Here is a 24,086-nt window from a genome sequence, read left to right as displayed (position 1 = left end):
CCGTTGTTGGGGGGCTATGCCATCGAGTCTTCAACTCACAGCCCGCGCTGCCGTCCGTCACACGACTGCTCGTTACGCTTGCGCGCAAGATCCACAGCACGGAGGAACCTGACGATGTGGCGCAAGCGGCTGATCGAGGAACACATCCGTCCCGACTTCCGCAAGGCGGTGGGTTTCGGCCTGGGCGCCCTGGTCGCGCTGGTCTTCGGCACACAGACCGGCAACACCTGGATCGGGTACGGGTGTGGCCTGCTCGTCGCGTTGCTCGGGGTGGCCGCGACCCGTTCCGCCGCCCGTGAGGTGCACCGCATCGCGGTCGCCCGGGCCGGCAACGAGGCAGGCACCCCGCTGCGGATGCTGGTGCAGCTCGCCGGATACGTCCTGGTGATCGCCTCGGTGAGCGACATGTTCGGCGTCGGGCTCCAGCATCTGCTGGTCGGCGGCGCGGTCACCGGCATCGTCGTGGGTCTCGCGGCCCAGCCGGTGCTCGGCAACCTCTTCGCCGGTCTGGTGCTGCTCTTCGCCCGCCCGTACGTGCCGGGGCGCCGGATCCGGGTGATGTCCGGTGCGCTGAACGGGCCGCACGTCGGCGTGATCCTCTCGGCCGGGTTGCTCTACACCGTGCTGGAGACCGACGACGGGCCGCTGAACATCCCGAACTCGCAGTTGCTGGCGTCAGCGGTGGGGCCGTATGACGGCACTCTGGAGGAGATGACCGCTTCCACGTCGCGTGCTGACTCCGCCGCTGATGCCGACCCCGGCCCTGATGCGGGCGCCGGCGCTGGTGTGGGCTCCGGCGCTGGTGTGGGCTCCGGCGCTGGTGTGGCGCTTGTCGCTGCCGCTGGTGCTGAGAGCGGCCGCCGCCGTCACGACGAATAGGGTCACCGGCATGCCGATCGACGCGGGGCTCTTCGACGCTGTTCTCTTCGACTGTGACGGGGTGCTCGTCGACTCCGAGCGGATCACCAACGGAGTCCTCCGCGCCATGCTGCACGAGCTCGGCTGGGAACTCACCGAGGCGGAGAGCTTCCGCCTCTTCGTCGGCCGGGCCCTCGCCGACGAGGTCGGCGTGATCACCGCGAACACCGGTTTCGTGGTGACCCCCGAGTGGATCGCCGAGTTCCGCAGCCGCCGCGACGCCGCCCTGGCCAGCAGCGTGCAGCCGATCCCCGGCGCGGTGGCCGCGGTGCACGAGGTCGACCGGCTCTTCGGCGGCAACGTGGCCTGCGCGAGCGGCGCCGACCGCCCGAAGATCGAGCTCCAGCTGACCAAAATCGGCCTGGACGGTGTCTTCGCCGGCAAGATCTTCAGCGGCATGGAGATGGCGCGCAGCAAGCCAGCGCCGGACGTCTACCTGGCCGCGGCGGCCGCTCTCGGCGTCGATCCGGCGCGTGCCGCGGTCGTGGAGGACACGCCGACCGGGGTGGTCGCCGGGGTGACGGCTGGTGCGACGGTCTACGGGTACTGCCCACCCGGCAGCCTCGCGCACAACGAGCCGCGGGTCCTGGTCGAGGCGGGTGCCACACACATCTTCACCGACATGGCGGAGTTGCCGGCGCTGTTGCGGGCAGCGAGCGCCGCCCGAGCCCGCTCCTGACCGCACGCCCCAGCCCCTGACCACGCGCGCCAGCTTCTGACCGCACGCCTCAGTCCCTGACCTCGCGCCAGGATTTATCGTATTTCCGGACCGCGTGCCACAGCGGCAGCAGGAGCCGCGAGAGCGCGCCGCAACGCGTCCCACCTGAGCTCCCTCATCCGCCGGGACAGGGCCACCTCCGGCGCCAGCGCCTCGGCTCCGTGATAACCGCCGGGATGAACATGCAGCTCAGTCGGCACACCGGCCGCCATCAGCCGCTGCGCGAACACGATGTTCTCGTCCCGGAACAGGTCCACGGTGCCGACGTCGATGAACGTGGGTGGCAGCCCGGCCAGCTCCACCGCCCGAGCCGGCGCCGCATAGGCATCCGCGTCCCGCCCGCCGAGGTACCACGCCCAGGCCTCGATGTTCGTGGCCCGGTCCCAGACCCCGACGTCGACGATCTCCCGGCTGGAGGCGGTGTCGTTCCGATCGTCGATCATCGGGTAGATCGGCATCAGGAACGTGATGGCCGGCCCACCCCGGTCCCGTGCCATCAGCGCGGTGGCGATGGCCAGGCCACCACCGGCGCTGGGACCGTAGACCGCCAGCCGCCCAGTATCGAAGTCGACGTTCGACACCATCCAGCGCAGAGCCGCGTAACAGTCCTCCACGGCCGCCGGGTAGGGGTGCTCCGGCGCCAGCCGGTACTCGACGGAGACCACGACCGCGCCGACCCGCGCGCACAGCTCCGCCGCATCGGCATCGGCACCGCCCACCGTACCCACGACCATGCCGCCGCCGTGGATGTAGAGGATGCCCGGCAGCGCTCCGCTCGCCCCGGCCGGGACGTAGACGCGCACGTCCGGCCCCGCCGGTACGGAATTGTCGTGCCATCGCACCGCGTCCCGCAGCTCATCCGGTATGTCGCTGCCGATCGCCGCGACGGCGGCCCGGCGCCGGGCCAGGTCCGGGATGGCGTGCACCCCACCGGGCATGGCGGTGAGGCGTGCGGTCAGCGCTGGAAGCAGTTCCGGGTCGATCAGGTCTCGAGCACTCATCGTCAGACGGCTGCCGCGAAGGTGCTGGTGATCCAGGCCGGGTCGGTGATGGCGGTGCCCACGACGACGGCCGTCGCCCCGGCGTCACGGGCGGCCCGGACGTGCGCCGGCTCGTGGTACCGGCCCTCGGCGACGATCAGTTCGGAGGGCAGCGCGGCGGCCAGAGCGGCGACCAGGGCGAGGTCGGGTCCGGGCCGGCCGGGGCTGTCCGGGGTGTACCCGGACAGCGTGGTGGCGATCAGGTCGGCGCCGGCCTCGGCGGCCGCGATGCCCTCGGCCTCGGTGGAGACGTCGGCCATCACCAGGCCCCCGGCGGTGTGGACCGCGTCGATCGTGCGGTTCAGCGGCGCCCCGTCCGGCCGGGTACGCCGTGTGCCGTCGGTGGCGACGACGGTGGCGCCCGCCTCGAGGACCGCGAGCGCGTCGTCGACGGTCGGGGTGATGAACACCCCGGTGCGGCCTCGTTTGGTGAGCCCGATGACCGGGACGGACACGGCCTCGGCGACGGCCCGGACGTCGTCGAGGCCGCCCACTCCCCCGCACCGGATCGCGCAGGCGCCGCCGAGCACCGCGGATTCGGCCATCCGGGCGATGGTCGGGGTGTCCCGCAGCGGGTGGTCCGGCCCGGCCTGGCAGGAGACGATGAGCCGGCCACTGATCACGGCGGCGAACTGGTCGAGGTTCATGCGCGGGCTCCCATCCGGAGGGCGAGGACCGGGTCGGCGAGGATCTGGCGGGAAAGGATCTGGCGGGCGAGGTGGGCGGCGCCGAGCAACGGGGCATCCGGTCCGGCGGCGGGCACCAGGACCGGCACCGTACGCAATGGGGGAAGCGCCTCTGCCTGGAAGGCCTCCCGGACCACGCCGGCGAACTCGGGGATGCCGTGCACGACGCCGCCGCCGAGGGTGATCGCGTCCACGTCCACGGCTGCGACAAGCCCGGCGAGGGTACGGCCGAGCACACTCGCCGCCGCCCCGATGATCGGCCGCGCCTCCGGCAGGACGGCCATCCGATCGAGCGGCAGCACCGGACCACCGGCCGACGCGGCGATCGCGGCGGCTATGGCCGGCCCCGCGGCGACGGCTTCCAGGTGATCGAACCGGCCGCAGCCGCAGGCGACCGCCCCGGTCGCCGGGACGAGCAGGTGCGCGATCTCCCCGGTGACCGCATGCGGACCGGTGACCATCTGCCGGTCGCGGATCAGCGCGCCGCCGATGCCCGTACCCACCGAGACGTGCAGGATGTCCCGGTGTTCCCGCACGTCAGCGCTGTGCGCGGCGCCGAGCGCGGCGGCCCGCACGTCGTTGGCGACCGCGACCGGCAGGCCGAGCCGGGCGGCGAGCCGTTCCTTGACCGGGGTGCCGACCCAGCCCGGCAGGATGTCGGTGGCGGACCGGACCGCGCCGGTCACCGGGTCGATCACGCCGGGCGCGCCGACGCCGACGGCCCGCACCGCCGCGCGTGAGCACACGCCGGCGACGAGTTCGGCGACGACGCAGAGGATCGCCGAGCCGCCGGGCGGGGTGGCGACGTCGACGCGCTGGTGCACCACGCCGGCGTCGTCGACCAGGGCCACGGCGATCTTCGTGCCGCCGATGTCGACCGCCGCGATCCCGGCCGGTGTCGTCATAGCTGGGCTCACAGCAGTCCCGCCGTGACCAGGATCTGCCGGACGTACGCGGTCTCCGCCTCGTCGAGCGGGATCTGCGGCGGCGCGGTGACCGGGTGGTCGATGACGCCGCGAAGGTGCAGGGCCGTCTTGAAGGCGCCGAGCGCGGACGAGCCTCGGCCCATCCGGCCGGCCGGGGCGGCCCGGACGATGCGCATCAGGCGCAGGAGCCGTTCCTGTTCCGATGCGGCACGGTCCCAGTCACCGGCGCGGGCGTGCGCGTACAGGGTGGCGTACCCATGGGGGTCGACGTTGCCCAGACCTGGCACGACGCCGTCCGCGCCCATTCGCAGCGCGTTGTCGACGGTCAGTTCGGAGCCGGTCAGCACGCTGAAGCCGGTCAGTCCGGCGTCGTTGCGGGCGACGATCAGGTCGCGCAGGCCGGCGTCGTCGCCGGTGGAGTCCTTGAGCCCGGCCAGCACCCCGTCGGCGGCCAGCCGGAGCAGCATCTCGTGGTCGAGGTTGCTGTGCACCGAGACCGGCAGGTCGTAGGCGTAGAGCGGGGCCTCGCACTGCTCGGCGATGCCGCGCAGGTGCCGTTCGATCTCGGCCGGGTGGGTCCGGGTGTAGAACGGCGCGGTGACCACGATGCCGGCGCACCCGGCGCGGGCCGCGCGCCGGGCGTGGTCGAGGACCCGCAGCGTGGTCATGTCGATGGCGCCGATCAGGACCGGCACCTGCCCGCCGACGTGCCGCAGCACGGTGTCGACCACGACGGCCCGGTGGGCGTCGGGCAGGAAGGCGACCTCGCTGGAGGAGCCGAGGATGAACAGCCCGTCGACGCCGCCGGCGATCTGGAAGTCGACGAGCCGCAGCAGCGAGGCGACGTCCACCTCCAGATCCGGGGTGAGCGGGGTGCACACCGGCGGGACCACTCCGGTCAGGGCCGGTCCGAGGGTTCCGGCCGGGGTGGCGGCGGTGGCGGTGACGCTGGTCATGCGAGCTCCTGAACGGGCAGATCGGAAGGGGTGGTGACGGGGTGGAAACAGCGGTAACGGCCGTCGGCGGCGTACGGCGGCATTTCCGCCGCGCAGTCGTCGGCCGCCCGCCAGCAGCGGGTCCGGAACGGGCAGCCGGACGGCGGCCGCACCGCGGACGGGACCGGGCCGCTCAGCGGGATCGGCCGCATCGGATGCAGCAGGCCGGGCGCGGCCGAGAACAACGCCCGGGTGTACGGGTGACGACCCTCGTGGATCGACCCGGCGGGCAACTCCTCGACGACCCGGCCCAGGTACATGGTGACGATCCGGTCGGAGACCCGGCGCACCGTCTGCAGGTCGTGCGAGACGAACACCATGGCCAGTCCGAGCCGCGCCCGCAGGTCGAGCAGCAGGTTGAGGATCTGGGCGCGCACCGACACGTCGAGCGCCGAGGTCGGCTCGTCGGCGATCAGCAGGGCCGGTTCCAGCGCGAGCGCGCGAGCGATGGCGACCCGCTGGCGCTGACCGCCGGACATCTGGCTGGGCAGCGCGTCGCGGGCCGAGGACGGCAGGCCGACCAGGTCCATCAGCTCGGTGACCCGGGCCTGCCGGTCCCGCGGCGAGCGCCAGCGCTGCACGTCGAGCGGATCGACGATGATCTGCTCGACGGGCAGGCGGCGGTTGAGCGAGGTGGCCGGGTCCTGGAAGACCATGCCGATCCGGCTGCCGACGTGACGCCGGCGCCGGGCCGCGCTCAGCGCCCAGATGTCCTCCCCGTCGAGGCGCACGGTGCCGCGGACCGGCCGTTGCAACCCGACCAGGACCTTGACCAGGGTGGACTTGCCGCAGCCGGACTCGCCGACGACGCCGAGCGTCTCGCCCGCCGTGACGGTCAGGTCGACGTCGGTGAGCGCGTGCACCCGGTCGCGGTTGAGCAGCGAGCTGCCGGGCGCGCGGAATTCCACGCTGACGCCCGTGAGCTCGGTCAGTGGCTCAGTCATGGCGGGTCACCTCGAGAACCAGTGCGGGATGGTGGCAGGCCGCCGGGTGGCCGTTGACGTCGGCCAGCGGGGGCCGTTCGTCGGCGCACACCCGGGTGGCCCGGGGACAGCGGTCGGCGAACCGGCATCCGGCCGGGAAGTCGGCGGGTGACGGCACGGTTCCGCGGATCTGCACCAGCCGGGGCGCCTGCGCCTCGAGCGAGAGCACCGAGCCGAGCAGGCCGCGGGTGTAGTGGTGGGTCGGCGCGGCGAGCACGTCCGCGGTGCGGCCCTCCTCGACGATGCGGCCGCCGTACATCACGGCGATCCGGTCGCAGACGTCGCTGACCAGGGCCAGGTCGTGCGAGACGAGGATCAGGGCGAAGCCGAGCTCGGCGCGTAGCCGCAGCAGCAGCTGGATCACCTGGGCCTGCACTGTCACGTCGAGCGCGGTGGTCGGCTCGTCCGCGACGACCAGCTCGGGGTCGCGGGCCAGCGCCATGGCGATCACCACGCGCTGGCGCTGCCCGCCGGACAACTCATGCGGGTACGACGGAAGCGTCCGCCCCGGATCCAGCCCGACGAGCGTCATCAGCTCCTCGGCGGTACGCACACCGCCGCGCCGGATGACCTGCTTGAGCTGGGCACGCACCGTCATCGACGGGTTCAGCGCGGACAGCGCGTCCTGGTAGATCATCGAGATCCGGCGGCCCATCACCTGCCGGCGCTGGGCGGCGCTCATCGTGAGCAGGTCGGCATCGCCGAACCCGATCGTGCCGCCGACCCGGGCGCCGCGCGGCTGCAGGCCCATCACGGTGAGCGCGGTCAGCGACTTGCCGCAGCCGGACTCGCCGATCAGGCCGAGCACCTCGCCGGGACGCACGTCGAAGCTGATGCCGTCGACGATGTCCACACCGCGGTGGCTGGCGGCGAAACCGACCCGCAGGTCGCGTACCGACAGGATCGGCGCCTCGGTGACCGGCGGCCGCGCGGCGGCCGCCAGTCGTGCGGCGGCCTCGCCGAGGCCGGGCAGCGCGGTGACCGGCTCGTCGCCGCCGGCCGGCTCGAAGTCGGCCGGGCCCGCGCCGGAGCGCCGCCGCGTGGCGGGCGCGGCCCAGGCGTCGGAGATGCCCTCGGCCAGGATGTTGAGGCACAGCACGGTCAGCAGGATCAGCAGGCCGGGGAAGAAGGTCGCCCACCACCCGCCGCTGGCGAGCAGCTGCTGGCCGTACGCGATGACGCTGCCCCACGACGACGGACCCGCCTCGGCCTGCAGCCCGCCGCCGATGAACGACAGCGACGCCTCGAAGACGATCGCGTTGGCGACCATGATGGTGGCGTAGACCAGGATCGGGGCGGCGCAGTTGCGGGCCACGTGCCGCAGCAGGATGTGCCGGCGGCCGGCGCCGATCACCCGTTCCGCGGCGACGTAGTCCTCCTGGTACTGCGCGGCCACGTTGGCGCGGACCAGGCGGGCGATCTGCGGGATCAGGACGAACCCGATCGCGCCGACCAGGACCGTGAGGCTGTCGTTGCCGTACGCGACGACCAGGATCGCGGCGAGCACGATGGTCGGGAACGCCATCACGATGTCCAGCAGCCGCATCACCGTCTCGTCGACGGCCTTGCGGCTGGTCGCGGCGACGGCCCCGAGGACCGCGCCGACCAGCAGCGCCAGACCGGCCGAGCCGAACCCGACGATCAGCGAGCGGGGCGTGCCGGCGACCAGCCGGGAGTAGATGTCGCGGCCGAGCCGGTCGACGCCGAACCAGTAGTCGCCGTTCGGGCCGGTCGACGGGGCGGCGAGGGCGACCTGGGTCGGGTCGTGGCGGACCAGCCAGGGCGCCGCGATCGCGACCGCGACGACCAGCAGCAGGAAGCCGAGACAGATCTTGGCGGTCACCGGGAGCCGCCGGATTGCGTCGATCATCAGTGGGCTCCTCGCATGCGGGGGTTGGCCGCCAGGTAGAGCAGGTCGACGACGAGGTTCACCACGACGAAGCCGAGCGCGATGGTGATCACGACGCCGCGGGCCAGGCCGATGTCGTTCTGCTGGACGGCGCTCATGATCTGGGTGCCCATGCCGGGCAGCGTGAAGATCGTTTCGATGATCACCGCGCCGCCGATCAGGTAGCCGACCTGCAGCCCGAGGACGGTGAGCGGGGTCAGCAGGGCGTTGCGCAGCACGTTGCGCCCGACCACCACGACCGGCGGCAGGCCGGCGCCGATCGCGGTACGCACGTAGTCCCGGTCCAGCTCCTCCACCATCGAGGTGCGCACCACCCGGGCCAGCGCGCAGCCGGTCGGCACGGCCAGCGCCATCGCCGGCAGGATCAGGTGCTGGAACCACTGACCGACCGATTCGGACGGCGCCACGTAGTGCCCGCTGGGCAGGGACCCGCCGCCGATCGTGGACAGTCGCTGGATCAGCAGGATGGCCAGCCAGAACGACGGGATCGAGATGCCGGCCATCGAGACCAGCCGCATCACCTGGTCCGGCCAGCGGTCCCGGTAGAGCGCGCCGGTGATGCCGAGGACCAGGGCCAGCACCACGGCCAGGCCGACGCCGAGCGCGGTCAGCTGCAGGGTCACCGGCAGCGCGTCGCCGATGATGCCGGTGATCGGCGCGTTCAGCGAGAACGTCTGCCCGAGGTCGCCGTGCAGCAGCCCCCACAGGTAGTCGGCATAGCGGACCAGCAGCGGCTGATCGAGCCCGTTGACCTGGTTGAACGCGGCGATCTGCTCCGGGGTGGCCTGGTCGCCGAGTACCGAGAGGGCGGCGTCGTTCGGTGACAGCGCCATGACCAGGAAGATGAAGAGGATGATGCCGAGCATCAATGGGATGAGCGCGGACAACCGGCGCAGGATGATGCCGAGAAACGCGTCCACTCGATGCTCCTTTCCATGTCGGTGCACGGCCGCCCGGAGACGGCCGTGGCACGGGACCGCAGGGACGGCGAGGGATCAGGCGCGAGACGCGTCGAGGAAGTAGAGGCCGGTCGTGGACGCGCCGGCGAAGTCCTTGATCCTGGCGGGGTCGAAGGCGGTGATCATCTTGGCGTGGAAGACCGGGTAGAGCGGCACCTCGTCGGCGACCAGGTCGAGGGCCTGCTTCCAGAGGGCGGTCTGCTCCGCGCCGGAGGTCTTCGCGGCCGCCTCGACGAGCTGCGCGCACTGCTTCGAGGCCGGCGACGCGGCCCAGCGGTGCCGGTTCTTCGTCCAGGTCTCGTTGAGGTAGAACCACCGCAGCAGCAGGTCCACGTCGGGGCCGAAGACGGTCGGGTCGCCGCTGGCCGCGAGCACCCGGAACCCGGCGCCGGGCACGATCGTGCCGTAGACCGCCGACGAGGGCTTGGTGTTGAGCGTGGCGGTCACCCCGATCGCCTTCCAGGCGTCGATGAGCACGGGGGCGCTGTCCTTGACGAACGCCGTGTCCGTGGTGACCAGCTCGAACGAGAGGTTCGAGACGCCGGCCTCGGCGAGCAGCGCCTTCGCCTTCGCCGGGTCGTAGCCGTACACGGTCGCGGCCTTCTGGTATCCGGCGTTGCTCTCGTCGAGGTAGCTGGTGGCCGGGGTGGCGTAACCCTGCAGCGCCGTGGTGATCAGTTTCTGGGTGTCGACGGCGTAGTGCAGCGCCTGGCGCACCCGCTTGTCGTCGAACGGCGCGGCCGTGCAGTTGAACATCAGGAACAGCTGGTTGAAGGCCTGCTTCTCATCGACGGTCCGGTCCGCGCCGACCGACTTCACGTCGAGGTACGGCACGGCCTCGATCGCCTGGGACGAGCCGCCCTGCAGGTCGTTGAGCCGGGCGGTGTTGTCCGGCGTGGTCCGCAGCGTGATCTTCTCGACCTTGGCCGGTCGCGGGCCGTTGTAGTGGGTGTTCACGCCCATCACCACACCGGCGGTGGCGTTCGCGCTGACCACGGTGAACGGGCCGGAGCCGATCGGCGCGGTGTCGAACGCCTTGTTCGCGGCCGCGTCGCCGGTCTTCGCCTTCGGCACGATCTTGATGACGGCGATGCGCTGCGGGAAGAGGCTGAACGGGCTCTTCAGCGTGAACGCGACGGTCTTCGCGTCCTTGGCGGTCACCGAGCCGACGAAGGAGATGAAGCTGGCCATCAGCGAGGCGTTCGCCGGGTCGAGCGCCCGGTTGAAGGACCACACCACGTCGTCGGCGGTCACCGCCGTACCGTCGGAGAATTTTGCTCCCTCGCGCAGGGTGACCGTCCAGGTCAGGTCGTCACTGCCGGGGGTGGGCAGCGCGGCGGCCAGGGCGGGATAGGGCTCGCGGGTGATCGGGTCGAGGTCGACGAGGGCCTCGAAGACGTGCTGGTTGACCGTGGTGGCGACCGCGCTCGACGCGTTCATCGGGTCGAAGCCGCTGGACAGGGTGAAGGCCAGGGTGGCCTCGATGGACTTGGTGTCGGGGGTGGAGGACGAGCCGTCCCCGCACGCGCCCAGGCCGGCGGTGACGGCCGTGGCCGCACTCAGGATGCCGGCGTAGCGCAGCAGATTCCGACGGGACACGCCTTTGTTATCCATCAGTCTTCCTCACGTCGCATAAATTTATAGGACGTCCTACGTCCGACGTACCGTGTATGGGGTACCTTAAAAGCGAGCCCGCAGAGGGTCAAGAGCGCTCCGGAGGACGATCCGTGACCAAGCCGCACCGCCTCACCGTGAACCAGGATTGGCATCCCGACTCGTCCGGCGCGGCCACAAGCTCGGCAAACCGCTCCCTGCGGGGACAGGACGGCCGCGGCAACCCGCCCGCGAAGCGCCGCGCCACCCCACCGGCGGCCGGCACGGCACGACGGCCGAGCCGCACCGAAGAGGTGCAGCAGCAGATCAAGCAGCTCATCCTCGAGCGCGGGCTGACCGCCGGCGATCCGATGCCCACCGAGCTGGACCTGCTCGACGAGATCAACGTCAGCCGTAACTCGCTGCGCGAGGCGCTCAAGGCCCTGCAGGCGGTCGGCATCGTGGAGATCCGCCACGGCTTCGGGATGTATGTCGGGACCATGTCGCTGGTCTCGCTCGTCGACGAGCTCACCTTCCACGGCCTGATGTCCCTGCAGGCCGGCCGCAACGACCTGCGGCATCTCGTGCAGATCCGCGAGGTGCTGGAGTGCGGCCTGATCCAGGAGGTGATCCGGCGCGACACCGGCGAGACGGATCCGGGCGGCGACGAGCTGGCCGAGGTGATGGCGCGGATGGAGGCCGAGGCCCGGGCCGGCGGCGTCACCCCGGAGACCGACAAGCGGTTCCACGAGCTGCTCTACGAACCGCTCGGCAATCCGCTCGTCATCCAGCTGCTCTCAGCGTTCTGGGAGGTCTACCACGCGCTGCACGCCGAGCTCGGCGAAGCCGACGAGACGCCCGTGGAGATCGCCGCCCGGCACCGGCGGGTCTTCGACGCGGTCCGCGCCGGTGACGTGGCGGAATCGGTCGCCGCGCTGACCGAGCACTTCAGCGGCATACGGCGGCGGCTCGACCGGCCGGTTTAGGCGTCGAGTGCGGCCAGGGCCGCCCGGGCCAGCTTCTCGTCGTTGCGGAACGAGCCGGCGGCGAGCAGCTCCACCGCCCGGGTGAGGTCCGGGCGGGCCTGCTCGATCAGTCCCAGCGCGACCCGGGCGCGGCCCATCGTGAGGTGCAGCTCGCCGCGGTACCCGCCGTACCCGAACTCGGTCGCCATCGGCATCGCCCGTTCCGCCTCGTGCAGCGCCTCGGTCCACCGGCCGGCGTCGGCGAGGGCCCGCGCCGTGACCGCGTGGGCGCAGATCCGGGCGCTGAGCGCGGGACGCGGCGCGACCGGCCGGGCGTCGATCTCCCGCAGCGCTGCCGCGCACTCGGTCAGCGCCTCGTCGTGCCGGCCGAGGAAGTTGAGCATCATCGCGATGGCGGGACGCAGTTGGACGTACCCGTCGTGGTCGTCGGCCTGATCGGCCAACCGGCAAGCCTGCCGGTACGCACCCAGCGCGCGCTCGCTCTGCCCGCCGTTGCGCCAGGCGTCACCGGCATAACGCAGCGCCCAGGCCTGCTCCTTGACGTCACCGAGCTCGACGGCGAGCCGGTGGCCCTGCATCGCCACGTCGGCGCCCTCGTCGGGCCGGCGGGCGCAGTGCGTGGCCGCCCACGACAGGTAGTTGATGTGCACGGCCTCCTGGCGCCGATCCGGCAGGGCGCTCGCCGCCGCACGGGAGAGGCGGTACACGTCGTACCAGTGCGCGCGGCGCACCGTCTTGTCCGAGTACCAGTGCAACGCCTCGGCCACGTCGACGACCAACTGGTGACGGCCGTCCGCGGCGGCCGAACGCAGCGCGCCGATCCAGTTGTCGGTCTCGTCCCGCAGCCAGTCGCTGGCCTGCTCCATGGTGGCGAGCGGGACCAGCCCGGCCCAGCCGTCGGGCAGCCTGCCGTAGGCCGGCTCGAACCAGCGGCCCGCCACGATCGCCGTCTGCAGCAGCCAGTCGACCATGCTGCGGTGCGTCGCGCTGCGCACGCCTGCCGATTCCTCGTTGCGCAGCTGCTGCTCGGCGAAGAGCCGGATCAGGTCGTGGAAGCGGTACCGCTCGACGCCCTCGGGCAGCAGCAGGCCCAGTTCGACCAGCTCGTCGAGGCCGTCGGTCACCTCGTCCAGACCGGTGCCGGTGAGCACCGACGCCAGCGGCGGCGCGAAGTCGACGCCGGGCACGTGCGCCAGCCTGCGGAACAGCGCCTTCGCCGGCGCGGAGAGCTGCGCGTGCGACAGCGCGAACGCGGCCGCCACCCCGAGATCGCCGGTCTGCAGCGTCGCGAGCCGCCGGTCGGTGTCGGCGAGCCGGTCCTGCAGGGTCTCCACGGTCCAGGTGGGACGGGTCGCGAGCCGGGTGCCGGCGATCCGCAGCGCGAGCGGCAGATGCCCGCAGAGCCGCGCCACCGCGTCGACCGCGTGCCAGGATTTCGGTGCCGCGGCCTGCTCGGCGATGCCGCGCAGCAGCGACGCGGACTCGGCCGGTTGCAGCGGGCCGAGGGCGATCCGCAGCACGCCCTCCAGGCCACCGAGCACCCGCCGGCTGGTCACGATGGTGAAACCGGCGCCCGCGTCGGGCAGCAACGGCCGCACCTGCGCCTCGCTGCCCGCGTTGTCCAGCACGAGCAGGCAGCGCCGGTCCCGCAGCACCGCGCGCAGCTGACTGGACCGCTCCTCGTCGGTCTCGGCGATCCGCCGCGGGCTCACGTCCATCGCGCGCAGCAGCCGCAGCAACGCCTCGCCGACCTCCACCGGCTCCGGGTCGGTGCCGCGCAGATCCAGGTAGAACTGCCCGTCCGGGAAGTCTCCGGCCACATCCTCGGCGGCCCGCAGAGCGAGCGTGGTCTTGCCGAGTCCCGCCTGGCCGTGGACGACCACGACCGGTGCGGGCCCGGTCGCATCGCCGCCGGCGCGCGCTGTCAGAAGAGCCAATTCGGGGGTACGGCCGACGAAGTCCCCGATCGACCGGGGCAACTCGCAGATCCGTGGCCGGCCGGCGCTGCTCGTGCGCTGTCCCTGCGCGGCCTCCCGCAGCGCGCCGGTCTGCGCCGCGTCGAGCCCGAGCCCGTCCGCCAGCGCCGCGAGCGTGCGTGCCTGCGGCGCCCGGCTGTGCCCGCGCTCCATGTCGCTGATCGCCCGGGCGCTCACCCCCGACGCCTCAGCGAGCTGCTCCATCGTCAGCCCAGCCGCCTGGCGCAGTCCCCGCAGGTGAGCACCGAACTCCGACACCGCTCCCCCGTTTCGCCCTCGAACGAGTAGGAAAGCACATTCAGCTCCGTGGACCTTTGGGGCTGCGCCCCGCAGAACGCCACCGCGACGTCGGCGGGCCCCGCTGATCGCGGTTCGGGTGTACGCGGGGCGCACCGTCCGGGCGTTATAGTCGAGTCCAGGCGGCGCGCCCGCCGGAGCCTTCGGGTGGCCGCCCACGCCTGGCCGCCCGTTCGGGCCAAGAGTCACCGACTCAGCGTTCCGGTCCTTGCTGCCGTCGGTGTGCAGGGCGTGGGGCTGCCTCGGAGGCGATCATGAACGACACCCATCCCCGGCGGCGTAATCCACGCCCCGGCCGCGCCCGCAAACGAGCCATCCGTGAGCAGGCCGCACGGACCGGCGTGCCCTACTCGGTGGCCGCTCGCGTGATCGCCGAGCTCGGGCTGCAGCCCGGCGAGTCGATCGCCTCCCACGGCCGCACGATCTACCCCTGCGACCCGGTCCGGCAGCGGGTGGTCGACGAGCGCGGCCGCCGCTCGTTCGCGGAGCGGCTGGCCGACACCCGGCGGGCCGCTGTCCTGCCGGAGGGCCGGGCCCAGCATCTCGTCGGCCGCTTCCCGCCGGGTCGCGGCCGGGTCGGCCAGCTCTACCACGGCGAGGGCCGTCCCGAGCTGCTCACCATGCTGTACCTCGCGGTCGCCGTCGAGTTCCCGGCCATGGTCCCGGACCCCGCCGACGTCGCGTGGGTGGCCGAGATGGGCGAGGAGACGGCGGTGGACATGGTGTGCGCCCTGCTTGACCGGCAGGCCAGGTCCATGCTGGAGGGCGACACCAGCGAGTTGCGGCCCCGCTTGGCGCAGGCGCTGGCAGCGGCAGCATCCGGCCCCGATCCCCACCTGCGCGTGGTGGCGACCGAGCTGACAGCCACCCCGCCGCCGCCCGAGGCGCTCGATCCACCGCACGGGGGACCCGTCCGACTGACGCTGCCGTTCGTGCTGTCGCCGCCCTTCGACGGGGTCCGGCAGATCCTCGACGCCCTGCTGGTCGTCGCCGACGACGGCCACGCCCCGGGAACGAGGGTGCGCGTCCTGGCCGGCCCGCACACCAGCAAGACGGCCACCATCGTCGGAGCGGTCTGGGGCGCTCTGGGCCCGCCGATCGCTTACCGCATCCAGCTCGACGGCGCCACCGGCACCCTCGGCATGGCCGCCGGCGAGCTCGCCGTCCCGCCCGGCCAGGAGTCGCTCCCCGGCTGACCGAGCCCGCCGCCCGCCGCTGCCCAGGCGAGCAGCACCGACACACGGCCGTCCGTGGGACCTCACCCGGCCTCCGGGCGGCACCGGCCACCCACGCGCACGGGCTGTCCCCGCGTGCGGCCGATCCCAGGAGCGATCGGTCCCGGGATCGGCCGGGATTCACCCCACCGGGACGCTGTCGCTGGCTCCCCGGAACGTCAGCCGGCCCTCCTCACAATCGACGATCACGGTGTGGCCGGGCCGCAGCTCGTTGAAGAGGATCTGCTCGGACAGCGTGTCCTCCAGCTCCCGCTGGATCGTCCGGCGCAGCGGCCGCGCGCCCAGCACCGGGTCGAACCCCTTCTCCGCCAGGTGTCTCTTGGCGCGATCGGTCAGCTCCAGACCCATGTCCTTGTTCTTCAGCTGCGCCTCGATCCGCGCCGTGAAGATGTCCACGATCTGCAGGATCTCGTCCTCCCGCAGCTGGTGGAAGACGATCGTGTCGTCGATCCGGTTCAGGAACTCCGGCCGGAAGCTGCGCTTCAACTCGTCGTTGACCCCGTTCTTCATCCGCTCGTAGGAGCTCTCCGAGGCCTCCGACGCCTGGAATCCCAGCGACACCGCTTTCGTGGCGTCCTTCGTGCCGAGGTTCGTGGTCAGGATGACGACCGTGTTCTTGAAGTCGACGATCCTGCCCTGGCCGTCGGTGAGCCGGCCGTCCTCGAGGATCTGCAGCAACGTGTTGAAGACATCCGGATGGGCTTTCTCGATCTCGTCGAAGAGCACCACCGAGAACGGTTTGCGCCGCACCTTCTCGGTCAGCTGACCGCCCTCGTCATAGCCCACATAGCCGGGCGGGGCCCCGACCAGCCGGGACACCGTGTACCGATCGTGGAACTCCGACATGTCCAGCTGGATCAACGCGTCCTCGGAGCCGAAGAGGAACTCCGCGAGCGCCTTGGACAGCTCGGTCTTTCCGACGCCGGACGGGCCGGCCAGGATGAATGAACCGGACGGGCGCTTCGGATCTTTCAACCCCGCGCGGGTACGCCGGATGGCTCGCGACACCGCCCGAACCGCGTCGTCCTGGCCGACGACCCGCCGGTGCAGCTCGTCCTCCATGCGCAGCAGCCGGGTCGACTCCTCCTCGGTCAGCTTGTAGACCGGGATGCCGGTCCAGTTCCCCAGCACCTCGGCGATCTGCTCCTCGCCGACCTCTCCCCCGGCCTGCGCGCTGGTCATCCGCCGGATCCGCATCCGCGCACCGGCCTCGTCGATCAGGTCGATCGCCTTGTCCGGCAGGAAGCGGTCCGAGATGTACCGATCGGCGAGGGACGCGGCGGCGACCAGGGCCGCGTCGGTGATGCTGACCTGGTGGTGCGCTTCGTACCGATCGCGCAGCCCCTTGAGGATCTCGATGGTCATGTCGAGGGTGGGCTCCTCGACCCGGATCGGCTGGAAGCGGCGCTCCAGGGCACCGTCCTTCTCGATGCTCTTCCGGTACTCGTCGTTGGTCGTCGCACCGATCGCCTGCATCTCGCCGCGGGCCAGCACCGGCTTGAGGATCGACGCGGCGTCGATCGCGCCCTCGGCGGCCCCGGCGCCCACCAGCGTGTGGATCTCGTCGATGAACAGGATGATGTCGCCGCGGGACCGGATCTCCTTGAGCACCTTTTTCAGGCGCTCCTCGAAGTCACCGCGGTAACGCGAGCCGGCCACGAGGGCGCCCAGGTCCAGGGTGTAGAGCTGTTTGTCCTTCAGCGTCTCCGGCACGTCGCCCCGGACGATCGACTGCGCCAGGCCCTCGACCACGGCGGTCTTGCCGACGCCGGGCTCGCCGATCAGGACCGGATTGTTCTTCAGCCGGCGGGACATCACCTGCATGACCCGCTCGATCTCCTTCTCCCGGCCGATGACCGGGTCGAGCTTGCCCTCGCGGGCGGCCTGCGTCAGGTTGCGGCCGAACTGGTCCAGCACCAGCGATGTGGACGGGCCTGTCGGCTGGGCGGAACCGGTGGCGGTCGGCTCCTTCTCCGGGTAACCGCTGAGCAGCTGGATCACCCGCTGGCGGATCCGGTTGAGGTCGGGCTGCATCCGGGTGAGCACCTGGACGGCCACACCGTCGCCCTCCCGGATCAGGCCGAGCAGGATGTGCTCCGTACCGATGTAGTTGTGTCCCAGCTGGAGCGCCTCCCGCAGCGATATCTCCAGCACCTTCTTGGCGCGCGGCGTGAACGGGATGTGCCCGCTCGCCGGCAACTGCCCCTGGCCGATGATCGCCTCGACCTGCTCACGCACCCGGTCGAGGGTGATGCCCAGGCTCTCCAGCGATCGGGCGGCGACACCCTCACCCTCGCGGACCAGGCCGAGCAGGACATGCTCGGTGCCGATGTAGTTGTGGTTGAGCAACCGCGCTTCTTCTTGCGCCAGGACGACCACTCGCCGCGCCCTGTCGGTGAACCGCTCGAACATCCCCATCACGTCCCTCATAAGCACAGTGACTCAAGGAACGCGCTGAGTCGGGGACTCTTGGCACATCGGAGATGCCGGGCTCGGGCGGGCGCTCCACCCACGACCATGCTAGCGCCGGATCGATGCCGCCGGACACCCGTGATATCGAAACCCGCAGGTCTCCACGATCGCACCGGCGGGGTTCGATACCCCGATCAGGTTCTTGCCCGGGCGTCCCCACAGGTTGACCTGGCTTCGCACGGCTCGGCCTGTTTAGACTCCGCGCCCATGGAGGAACGTGTGCGCCTCGGCGAGATCACTTGCCCGTCCGGTGAGCTCGTCCTGATGGATGGCGGTTATCTCGGCCTGTGGTCCGGTGAGCAGTCACCGGACGACACCGCCGAGCCAGGCTCCGTCGCGGCCGCCGACTTCGAGATCGCCGGGCCGGACGCGGCCGCTGCGGCCCGGTCGTTCGACCGTCAGTCGGGGCTGTTCCTCTACGACATCCCACAGCACGGCGTCGCCAAGATCCACGCGCTCTTCGAGGAACACTGCGAGAGCCATGGGTACGACGCCTCGCTGCGCCTGTTCCCACGCCGGGTCCCGCACCTCGAGCGGTTCCGGCGCGCGCTGGCGGCCGGCGACCCGGACTTCCTGATCACGGGCGTCCCGGTGGTGCCGATCGGCAACGTGCCCGCCGACCGTCCGCTGCCGGTGACGGCGACCCGCGGCGCGCACGGCTGGCGGGAGATCCAGATCGGGTTCGGTGTGGCGCCGGTGGCCCGGACCCGCCAGCTGGGCAGCATGTTCGTCGACTTCGCACGGTTCGTCTTCGCCGATGTGGAGGCGCTCGGCTCGTGGGAGCACGAGAACACCCGGGACGGCCTGGCCGATCTGGTGTTCTGGGGCCGCGACGAGGAGGTGGTGGCGGCCGAGTTCGGCGCCACCCGCACCGGTACGCCGGGCGACGACGTCTTCGGGTGGCTGAACATGCCGGATGAGGAGGCCTATGAGCGAGCCGTCGCCCTGCAGCACCGGCAGCACGCCGAGCCCGAGGTCATGTTCGCGTTCGACTTCCGGCCGCATTCGGACCACTGGCAGGTGATGGCCGCGGTGCGCGCGGCCGAGCACGAGGCAGCCACGGTGGCGGTCGGCGGCGCGCACATCATGATGGCGATGACGTCGATCGGGGACGGGGTCTTCCCCGTTCATCTCGATCTTGATGCGGCCGGCCTGCCGGCGGCGGTCCGGATAGCGGTCAGCGATGGCAGCTGATCAGCTCTCCGCCGGAGCAGGCGGTGGGGTGGCCGGGCGCCGTCCGGGGGCGATTCCCCGGGCCACGCCGGTCGCCTCGAGCCGGCTCGCGATCAGCAGGCCGAGCCAGGTGAACAGGATGGCACTCGCCGCCATCAGGGCGAAGAAGACGCCCTGCACGGCGATCGCCATGTCGTCGATGTTGTAGAAGGTGTAGGCGGTGATCGCATACCAGGTCTCGAAGACGAGAGCAGTCACGTGAAAGAGCCAGGGCTTCCAGATGCGGTACAGCGTGACCAGGAAGCCCAGTTCCATCGCCACGCCGATCATCAGGTTGGTGACGATCGCGGTCGGGCCGGCCGGTGACGGGATGTTGATGATCCCGGCAATCAGCATGGTGAGCAGGGCCGCACCGGGGCGCCGCAGCACCGCGAGGGCCACGACCGGGCCGAGCAGCCAGACGCCGAGCATCGCGGCGTAAGCGAGCGGGACAGCCGCGGCGATGGCCGCGGAGATGAAGTTGGCGGGTAACAACAGGACGCCGGTGGCCGCGCCGATCGCCGCGCACGCCATCAGGAAGCGGGTGGTCATTCGTTTCATCTCAAACTCCAGACACGTGCGGGACGAGGTAACAGAGGGAGATCAACCAGGCGGCGAGGACCGCGTCGCGGGGGCGTAACGGCACGCTGCGACGTTCGGTCCGGGTGCGGTGCGCGCCGAAACCCCGCGCTTCCATGGCCAGCGAGACCCGGTCACCGTGCCGGATCGCGCCGGCAAGCAGGGGTACGGTGTAGCCCGCGTACCGTCGTCCGGCGGCGAGTGGCCCGCGCCCGCCGTCAGCGCCGCGAACCCGGTGCGCGAGGCGGATGATCTCCAGATCGTGACGGAACCTCGGCACGAACCGCATGGCCGCGAACCCGGCGTAACCGACGCGGTACGGCATCCGCAGGTGCGTGATCATCGAGCGGACCAGGTCGGGCCCGTCCGTGGTGAGGCCGGCGATCAGGGCGAGCAGCATGACCGACGCGACCCGCAGACCTGTCGCGAGCCCGGTGACGAGCGCGCCGGACCAGAGCGTGAACGGCCCGGCCGTGATCAGGGCCGTCGTGTGGTTCACCCGATCCGGATCGGTCCACACCCCGAACGACACGGTCATCAGCGCGACCACGCCGATCGGGCCCAGCGTGAGCCAGAGCAGGGTGCGTCCGCGCAGCCGTCCGAAGGCGAGCAGCATGGTCAGGGCGATCACGGCGAAGATCGCGGGGGTACGGAGGTCGCGCGACCCGATCGAGACGACCATGGCCGGTACCGGGGCGAGCACCTTCACCACCGGGTTGTAGGTGCGCAGGTCGGTGACGTCCGCCAGGCTCACGACGACGGCTCCAGGGCGGGCAGGTCGGCGAGGCGGGTCAGGCCGTGCCACTGCGGGTGGTTGACCAGCGCCCGGGCGGCCAGCGCGAGCGGCGGTGGGCGCAGGTCGGCGGCCGCGAGCAGATCTGCGTCGGCGAAGATCTGCTCGGGCGGTCCATCAGCGATCAATCGCCCGCCGGCGCTGACGCCGCCGCTCGGGATGGCGCTCGCGCTGGCGCTGACGCCGCCGTGGGCGCTGGCGCTGATGCCGCCGTGGGCGCTGGCGCTGGCGAGGACTATGACGCGGGTGGCGTGTTCGGCTACCAGGGTCATGTCGTGGCTGACCACTACGATCGTTGTGCCGGCCGCGTGCAAGTCGTCGAGCAGGGCCAGCAACTCGGCGGCGCGCTCGCGGTCCTGACCGAACGTCGGCTCGTCGAGCACCAGCACGCTGGGGCGGGTGACGAGCGCCGCGCCGACCGAGAGTCGCCGCTTCTGGCCGCCGGAAATCAGGAAAGGGTGCACGCTGCGGAGTTCGCGCAGGCCCAGGCGGTGCAGGAGTTCCTCGACCCGGGTGGTGACCTCGTCCTCGGGAGTCTTGCGGACCCGCAGGCCGTAGGCGAGTTCGTCCTCCACGCGACTCGTGACGAACTGGTGTTCCGGGTTCTGGAAGACGAAACCGACCCGCTCGGCGAGCACCCGCGGATCGGCGGTGGCCGGGTCCAGGCCGTCGACGACGACCGTGCCGCGCCGGGCCGTGGTCACGCCGGCCAGGGCTTGGGCCAGGGTGGTCTTGCCGGCCCCGTTGGAGCCGACGATCGCCACGAACTCACCGGACATGATGTCCAGGTCGATGTCGCGCAGGATCGTGGTGGACTCTCGGAGGACGCTCAGACCCCGTACCCGGATGGCGGTTTGTGGATCAATTGCGCGCGCGGCGCGCTGACGGAGCGGTGGTAGCGCGGAGATCGCGTCCAGAGCCGACGTGAGGTCACGGGGAGTGAGCGGCAGGGGGTCGAGTTCGATGCCCAGCGTGCGCAATCGAAGGGCGGCGAGCGCGGCGGTGGGTAGCCAGACGCCCAGCTCGACCAGTTGGTCCGCGTGGTCGGCGAGTGTGCTCCTAGCGGGGCCGTCGAGCACGACCCGGCCCGCCGCGTCGAGAACGATCACGCGATCCACCAGGTCGATCGCGGCGTCGAGATGGTGTTCGACGAGCAGCACGGCACGGTCGCGGTCGGCGGTGATGTCACGCAGCGTGCGGAAGACTTCCTCGACGCCGGCCGGGTCGAGGTTCGCGGTGGGCTCGTCGAGGACCAGCATCGGCGTGCGCAGCGCGAGGGCGCAGGCGATCGCGAGGCGCTGACGCCCGCCTCCGGAGAGCCTGTCCGGCTCGTCGTGGCGGCGCTCCCAGAGGCCGACGCGGCGTAACGCGTCCTCGGCGCGCGTCTCCACCTCCTCGGCCGGGAGCAGGAGGTTCTCCGGTCCGAAGCAGACCTCGTCGAAAACGGTCGCGGTGACGATCTGAGCATCCGGATCCTGGAAGACCATGGCGACCTCGGCGGCGAGCCGGGGCACCGGAGTCGCGCGTGTGTCGTGACCGCCGACCGTGACGGCACCGTCCATGTGCGCATCGATGACCTGCGGAATCAACCCGTTGACGGTGAGCGTGAGGGTGGACTTGCCGCAGCCGGAGGGGCCGAGCAGTAGCACCACTTCACCGGCGTGCAGTCGCGCGGTGACGTTCCGTGGGCGAGGCGGTCCCCACTCGCCGTCGATCTCGTGACGGACCGAAATCCCGTCCAGGTGCACCAGCACGCGCATGCGCATAAGGATAGGCATGCCTTAATTCGAAAGATCACTATGGTTGGCGCTTCGACATTCGGCCGGCGCGTGTGCGGTCCGGTTGACGGGATGGGTTCTTCGGCGTTGAATTCCGTCTGGATCTGTTTGAATTCGAGCAGGGGACGGGCATGCGATCGAGCGCCGAGGCACCGACGGGCATGCGATCCGGCGGCGAGGCCTGGACGTGCAAACGGGGCCCTCACCCGGACGACGCCCGGATGGAGGCCTGGCTCGGCGACCTCACGCCGGACCTGCGGGTCGGCCACGATCCGGGACGCTCGGTGACCGTTTCCGCTGGTGACGTGCCGTTGCTGACCTACACCTACCGGCCGTCGCCCACGCTGAGCATGGTCCGCACCCTCGCCGACGAGCCGGTGCCGGGCGTCACCTGGTCACCGCCGCACATCGACGAGCATCCCCGCCTGCACCCGGCCGGGGATCACACCCTGTCCGAGCTCTCCGCCACCGGCACCACCGCGACGGCGGCCCATCGTCTGGTCTGGACCGGTCACGACGGCGCTCCAGTCCTCGACGAGTGGCGAGCGATCACGGCGGCGCTGACCGGTGACGACAGCTGGGTGCTGATGTTCGAGAACACGCTCACCAACGTCTCCGGCGCACCCCTGACGTTCGGCGCCGCGGGTGCCATGAGCGGCGGTCTTCGCTGGCGCGGGGCGCTCTCTTACACGGGTGACGGCCCGTGGGAAGTGGCAGCGGAAGTGCCGGCTCCGGCGACGGTCGTTCTGGTCGACGATGACGCGAACCCACATCATCCGCCGCTGCGCTCGCCCGGTGGGCACACGATCGCTTTCCGCCACGCTGCGGTGATCACGGCGGGTCCCCGGGACACCGGGACGCTGGCGGCGCTGGGCCGGACGGCGCTGAGCGCACCATAATCACGCGGCCCGGTCACCGCGGCCCGCCTAAGGCCGCTCGCACCTCACGACGCGGTCACCCCGGCACGGCTGGGCCGCTCGTGCCGCGGATTATCAACCGGGGTTCGATGACGACCTCGCGGTGCTCGACGTCCGTGCCCTCGATGCGCGCGACCGCGCGTCGCACAGCGCCCGCCGCCAGGGCCGCGACGTCCTGGGCGACAGTGGTGAGATTGATGTGCGCGAGCCGGCTGAAGCTGCTGTCGTCGTAGCCGACCACGCTGACGCCTCCGTGGAACCGCTGACCGCCGCCGCCCGGCACCGGATGCCCGTGGCCGCGCAGGACGTCGAGCAGACCGGTAGCGCTCAGATCGTTGAAAACGGTCACTGCGGTCGGCGGATCGGGAAGCAGCCGCTCCGCCGCGCGGGCGCCGTCGTCCTCCCCCGATCCGCCGGGGATCACCCGGATCAAATCGCCCAGATCATGACGTCTCATGGCATCCTGGTATCCCCGCCGGCGCTCGGCCGCGCCGGGAAGCGCCCCGCCGTCGATGTGCACGATGCGGCGATGACCGAGATCGACCAGGTGATCGACGGCCAGCTCGGAACCGCGGGTGTCGTCCGTGCGCACCACGTCGACGGCTCGCTGCCGCACCGTGCGCATCATCGCGACGACCGGCAGCCGGGCAGCGAGGGCGGCCAGGTCGGCGGTGCGTGAGCGTGGGCTGAACAGGATGAGCGCCTCGCACCGGTCCTGGAGCAGTCCGCCGATCGCGGTGCGCTCGTCGCGCCGGGGGGTCACGGCGCTCAGCGTCAGCTCGTACCCCACCGCGCCCGCCGCGTCGTAGAGCCCGGTCAGCAGGTCGGTGTGGAACGGGTGCCGCACGTCGAAGACGACGCCGAGCAGCCGGGTGCGTACGCTGCGCAGCAGGCGAGCACGGCTGTCCGGCTGGTAGCCGAGGCGCTGGGCGACCTCGAGCACGCGCTCCCGGGTGGCCGCCCCGGCGCCCGCGGCGCCGCGTATGACGATCGACGCGAGCGCGACCGACACACCGGCTTCTGCCGCGACGTCGGCGAGGGTAGTGCGTCGTTCCCCAGACTGCATAGACGCGATCGTACGGTGTGACGACTAGAACGTTCTATACCGACATCC

20 protein-coding genes are annotated in these 24,086 nt (G+C 71.5%); 6 read left to right on the top strand and 14 right to left on the bottom strand.

What is annotated here, in order from left to right; translation table 11 throughout:
* The first annotated feature begins 114 nt into the window (after window positions 1–114).
* Window positions 115–879, top strand: coding sequence for a mechanosensitive ion channel domain-containing protein (locus tag AMIS_RS12195; RefSeq protein ID WP_014442581.1), 765 nt, complete (start codon window positions 115–117; stop codon window positions 877–879).
* Between the two features lie 10 nt (window positions 880–889).
* Window positions 890–1,597 carry an HAD family hydrolase gene (locus AMIS_RS12190; protein WP_014442580.1) on the top strand — a complete coding sequence of 236 codons (708 nt, stop codon included), beginning with the start codon at window positions 890–892 and terminating at the stop codon, window positions 1,595–1,597.
* A gap of 74 nt (window positions 1,598–1,671) precedes the next feature.
* Here the strand turns inward: AMIS_RS12190 and AMIS_RS12185 are convergent, their stop codons facing one another.
* From AMIS_RS12185 to AMIS_RS12150, 8 genes are all read right to left on the bottom strand, one after another.
* Entirely contained in the window at window positions 1,672–2,637 is a 966-nt protein-coding gene (locus AMIS_RS12185) for an alpha/beta hydrolase (RefSeq protein ID WP_014442579.1), read from the bottom strand.
* Window positions 2,638–2,639: 2 nt separating this feature from the next.
* Complete coding sequence (locus AMIS_RS12180) at window positions 2,640–3,323, bottom strand: N-acetylmannosamine-6-phosphate 2-epimerase (RefSeq protein ID WP_014442578.1); 684 nt, start codon at window positions 3,321–3,323, stop codon at window positions 2,640–2,642.
* Entirely contained in the window at window positions 3,320–4,267 is a 948-nt protein-coding gene (locus tag AMIS_RS12175; protein ID WP_051041924.1) for an ROK family protein, read from the bottom strand. The genes AMIS_RS12180 and AMIS_RS12175 overlap by 4 nt, the downstream gene beginning before the upstream one ends.
* An 8-nt stretch (window positions 4,268–4,275) precedes the next feature.
* A complete protein-coding gene (locus AMIS_RS12170) occupies window positions 4,276–5,244 on the bottom strand; it encodes a dihydrodipicolinate synthase family protein (RefSeq protein ID WP_014442576.1) in 969 nt (322 codons plus the stop codon).
* Window positions 5,241–6,227, bottom strand: a complete 987-nt coding sequence (locus AMIS_RS12165) for an ABC transporter ATP-binding protein (protein ID WP_014442575.1) — start codon at window positions 6,225–6,227, stop codon at window positions 5,241–5,243. Before AMIS_RS12165 ends, AMIS_RS12170 begins: the two co-directional genes overlap by 4 nt.
* Window positions 6,220–8,136 (bottom strand): dipeptide/oligopeptide/nickel ABC transporter permease/ATP-binding protein, encoded by a 1,917-nt coding sequence (locus AMIS_RS12160; protein WP_014442574.1) that lies wholly within the window; start codon window positions 8,134–8,136, stop codon window positions 6,220–6,222. Before AMIS_RS12160 ends, AMIS_RS12165 begins: the two co-directional genes overlap by 8 nt.
* On the bottom strand, window positions 8,136–9,095 hold the full coding sequence (locus AMIS_RS12155) for an ABC transporter permease (protein WP_014442573.1): 960 nt from the start codon (window positions 9,093–9,095) through the stop codon (window positions 8,136–8,138). Before AMIS_RS12155 ends, AMIS_RS12160 begins: the two co-directional genes overlap by 1 nt.
* Window positions 9,096–9,170: 75 nt before the next feature.
* Complete coding sequence (locus tag AMIS_RS12150) at window positions 9,171–10,733, bottom strand: ABC transporter substrate-binding protein (protein WP_231859289.1); 1,563 nt, start codon at window positions 10,731–10,733, stop codon at window positions 9,171–9,173.
* A gap of 128 nt (window positions 10,734–10,861) precedes the next feature.
* On the opposite strand from AMIS_RS12150, the gene AMIS_RS12145 reads away from it, so the two are divergent.
* Window positions 10,862–11,713: a FadR/GntR family transcriptional regulator gene (locus AMIS_RS12145; RefSeq protein WP_197538003.1), complete on the top strand. Its 852-nt coding sequence runs from the start codon at window positions 10,862–10,864 to the stop codon at window positions 11,711–11,713.
* Here AMIS_RS12145 and AMIS_RS12140 read toward each other — a convergent pair.
* Window positions 11,710–13,947 (bottom strand): ATP-binding protein, encoded by a 2,238-nt coding sequence (locus AMIS_RS12140; RefSeq protein ID WP_014442570.1) that lies wholly within the window; start codon window positions 13,945–13,947, stop codon window positions 11,710–11,712. The two genes, AMIS_RS12145 and AMIS_RS12140, sit on opposite strands and share 4 nt — an antisense overlap.
* A gap of 293 nt (window positions 13,948–14,240) precedes the next feature.
* On the opposite strand from AMIS_RS12140, the gene AMIS_RS12135 reads away from it, so the two are divergent.
* Complete coding sequence (locus AMIS_RS12135; protein WP_014442569.1) at window positions 14,241–15,182, top strand: hypothetical protein; 942 nt, start codon at window positions 14,241–14,243, stop codon at window positions 15,180–15,182.
* 159 nt (window positions 15,183–15,341) lie between these two features.
* Here AMIS_RS12135 and AMIS_RS12130 read toward each other — a convergent pair whose 3' ends face one another.
* Window positions 15,342–17,633 (bottom strand): ATP-dependent Clp protease ATP-binding subunit, encoded by a 2,292-nt coding sequence (locus tag AMIS_RS12130; RefSeq protein ID WP_014442568.1) that lies wholly within the window; start codon window positions 17,631–17,633, stop codon window positions 15,342–15,344.
* 267 nt (window positions 17,634–17,900) lie between these two features.
* Between AMIS_RS12130 and AMIS_RS12125 the strand changes: the two genes are divergently transcribed.
* Window positions 17,901–18,887, top strand: a complete 987-nt coding sequence (locus AMIS_RS12125) for a hypothetical protein (protein ID WP_014442567.1) — start codon at window positions 17,901–17,903, stop codon at window positions 18,885–18,887.
* Here AMIS_RS12125 and AMIS_RS12120 read toward each other — a convergent pair whose 3' ends face one another.
* From AMIS_RS12120 to AMIS_RS12110, 3 genes are read right to left on the bottom strand one after another with little or no spacing between them, the layout of a single operon-like run.
* A complete protein-coding gene (locus AMIS_RS12120) occupies window positions 18,888–19,466 on the bottom strand; it encodes an ECF transporter S component (protein ID WP_014442566.1) in 579 nt (192 codons plus the stop codon).
* A gap of 1 nt (window position 19,467) precedes the next feature.
* On the bottom strand, window positions 19,468–20,238 hold the full coding sequence (locus AMIS_RS12115; RefSeq protein WP_014442565.1) for an energy-coupling factor transporter transmembrane component T: 771 nt from the start codon (window positions 20,236–20,238) through the stop codon (window positions 19,468–19,470).
* Window positions 20,235–22,037: an ABC transporter ATP-binding protein gene (locus AMIS_RS12110; RefSeq protein WP_231859288.1), complete on the bottom strand. Its 1,803-nt coding sequence runs from the start codon at window positions 22,035–22,037 to the stop codon at window positions 20,235–20,237. Before AMIS_RS12110 ends, AMIS_RS12115 begins: the two co-directional genes overlap by 4 nt.
* A 149-nt stretch (window positions 22,038–22,186) precedes the next feature.
* On the opposite strand from AMIS_RS12110, the gene AMIS_RS12105 reads away from it, so the two are divergent.
* A complete protein-coding gene (locus AMIS_RS12105) occupies window positions 22,187–22,954 on the top strand; it encodes a DUF6807 family protein (protein WP_014442563.1) in 768 nt (255 codons plus the stop codon).
* 55 nt (window positions 22,955–23,009) lie between these two features.
* Here the strand turns inward: AMIS_RS12105 and AMIS_RS12100 are convergent, their stop codons facing one another.
* Window positions 23,010–24,038 (bottom strand): LacI family DNA-binding transcriptional regulator, encoded by a 1,029-nt coding sequence (locus AMIS_RS12100; RefSeq protein WP_014442562.1) that lies wholly within the window; start codon window positions 24,036–24,038, stop codon window positions 23,010–23,012.
* Window positions 24,039–24,086: the final 48 nt, after the last annotated feature.

This window comes from Actinoplanes missouriensis 431, from assembly GCF_000284295.1.
In the GTDB taxonomy this organism is placed as follows: Bacteria; Actinomycetota; Actinomycetes; order Mycobacteriales; family Micromonosporaceae; genus Actinoplanes; species Actinoplanes missouriensis.
This window is presented reverse-complemented; position numbering and strand designations above follow the sequence as displayed.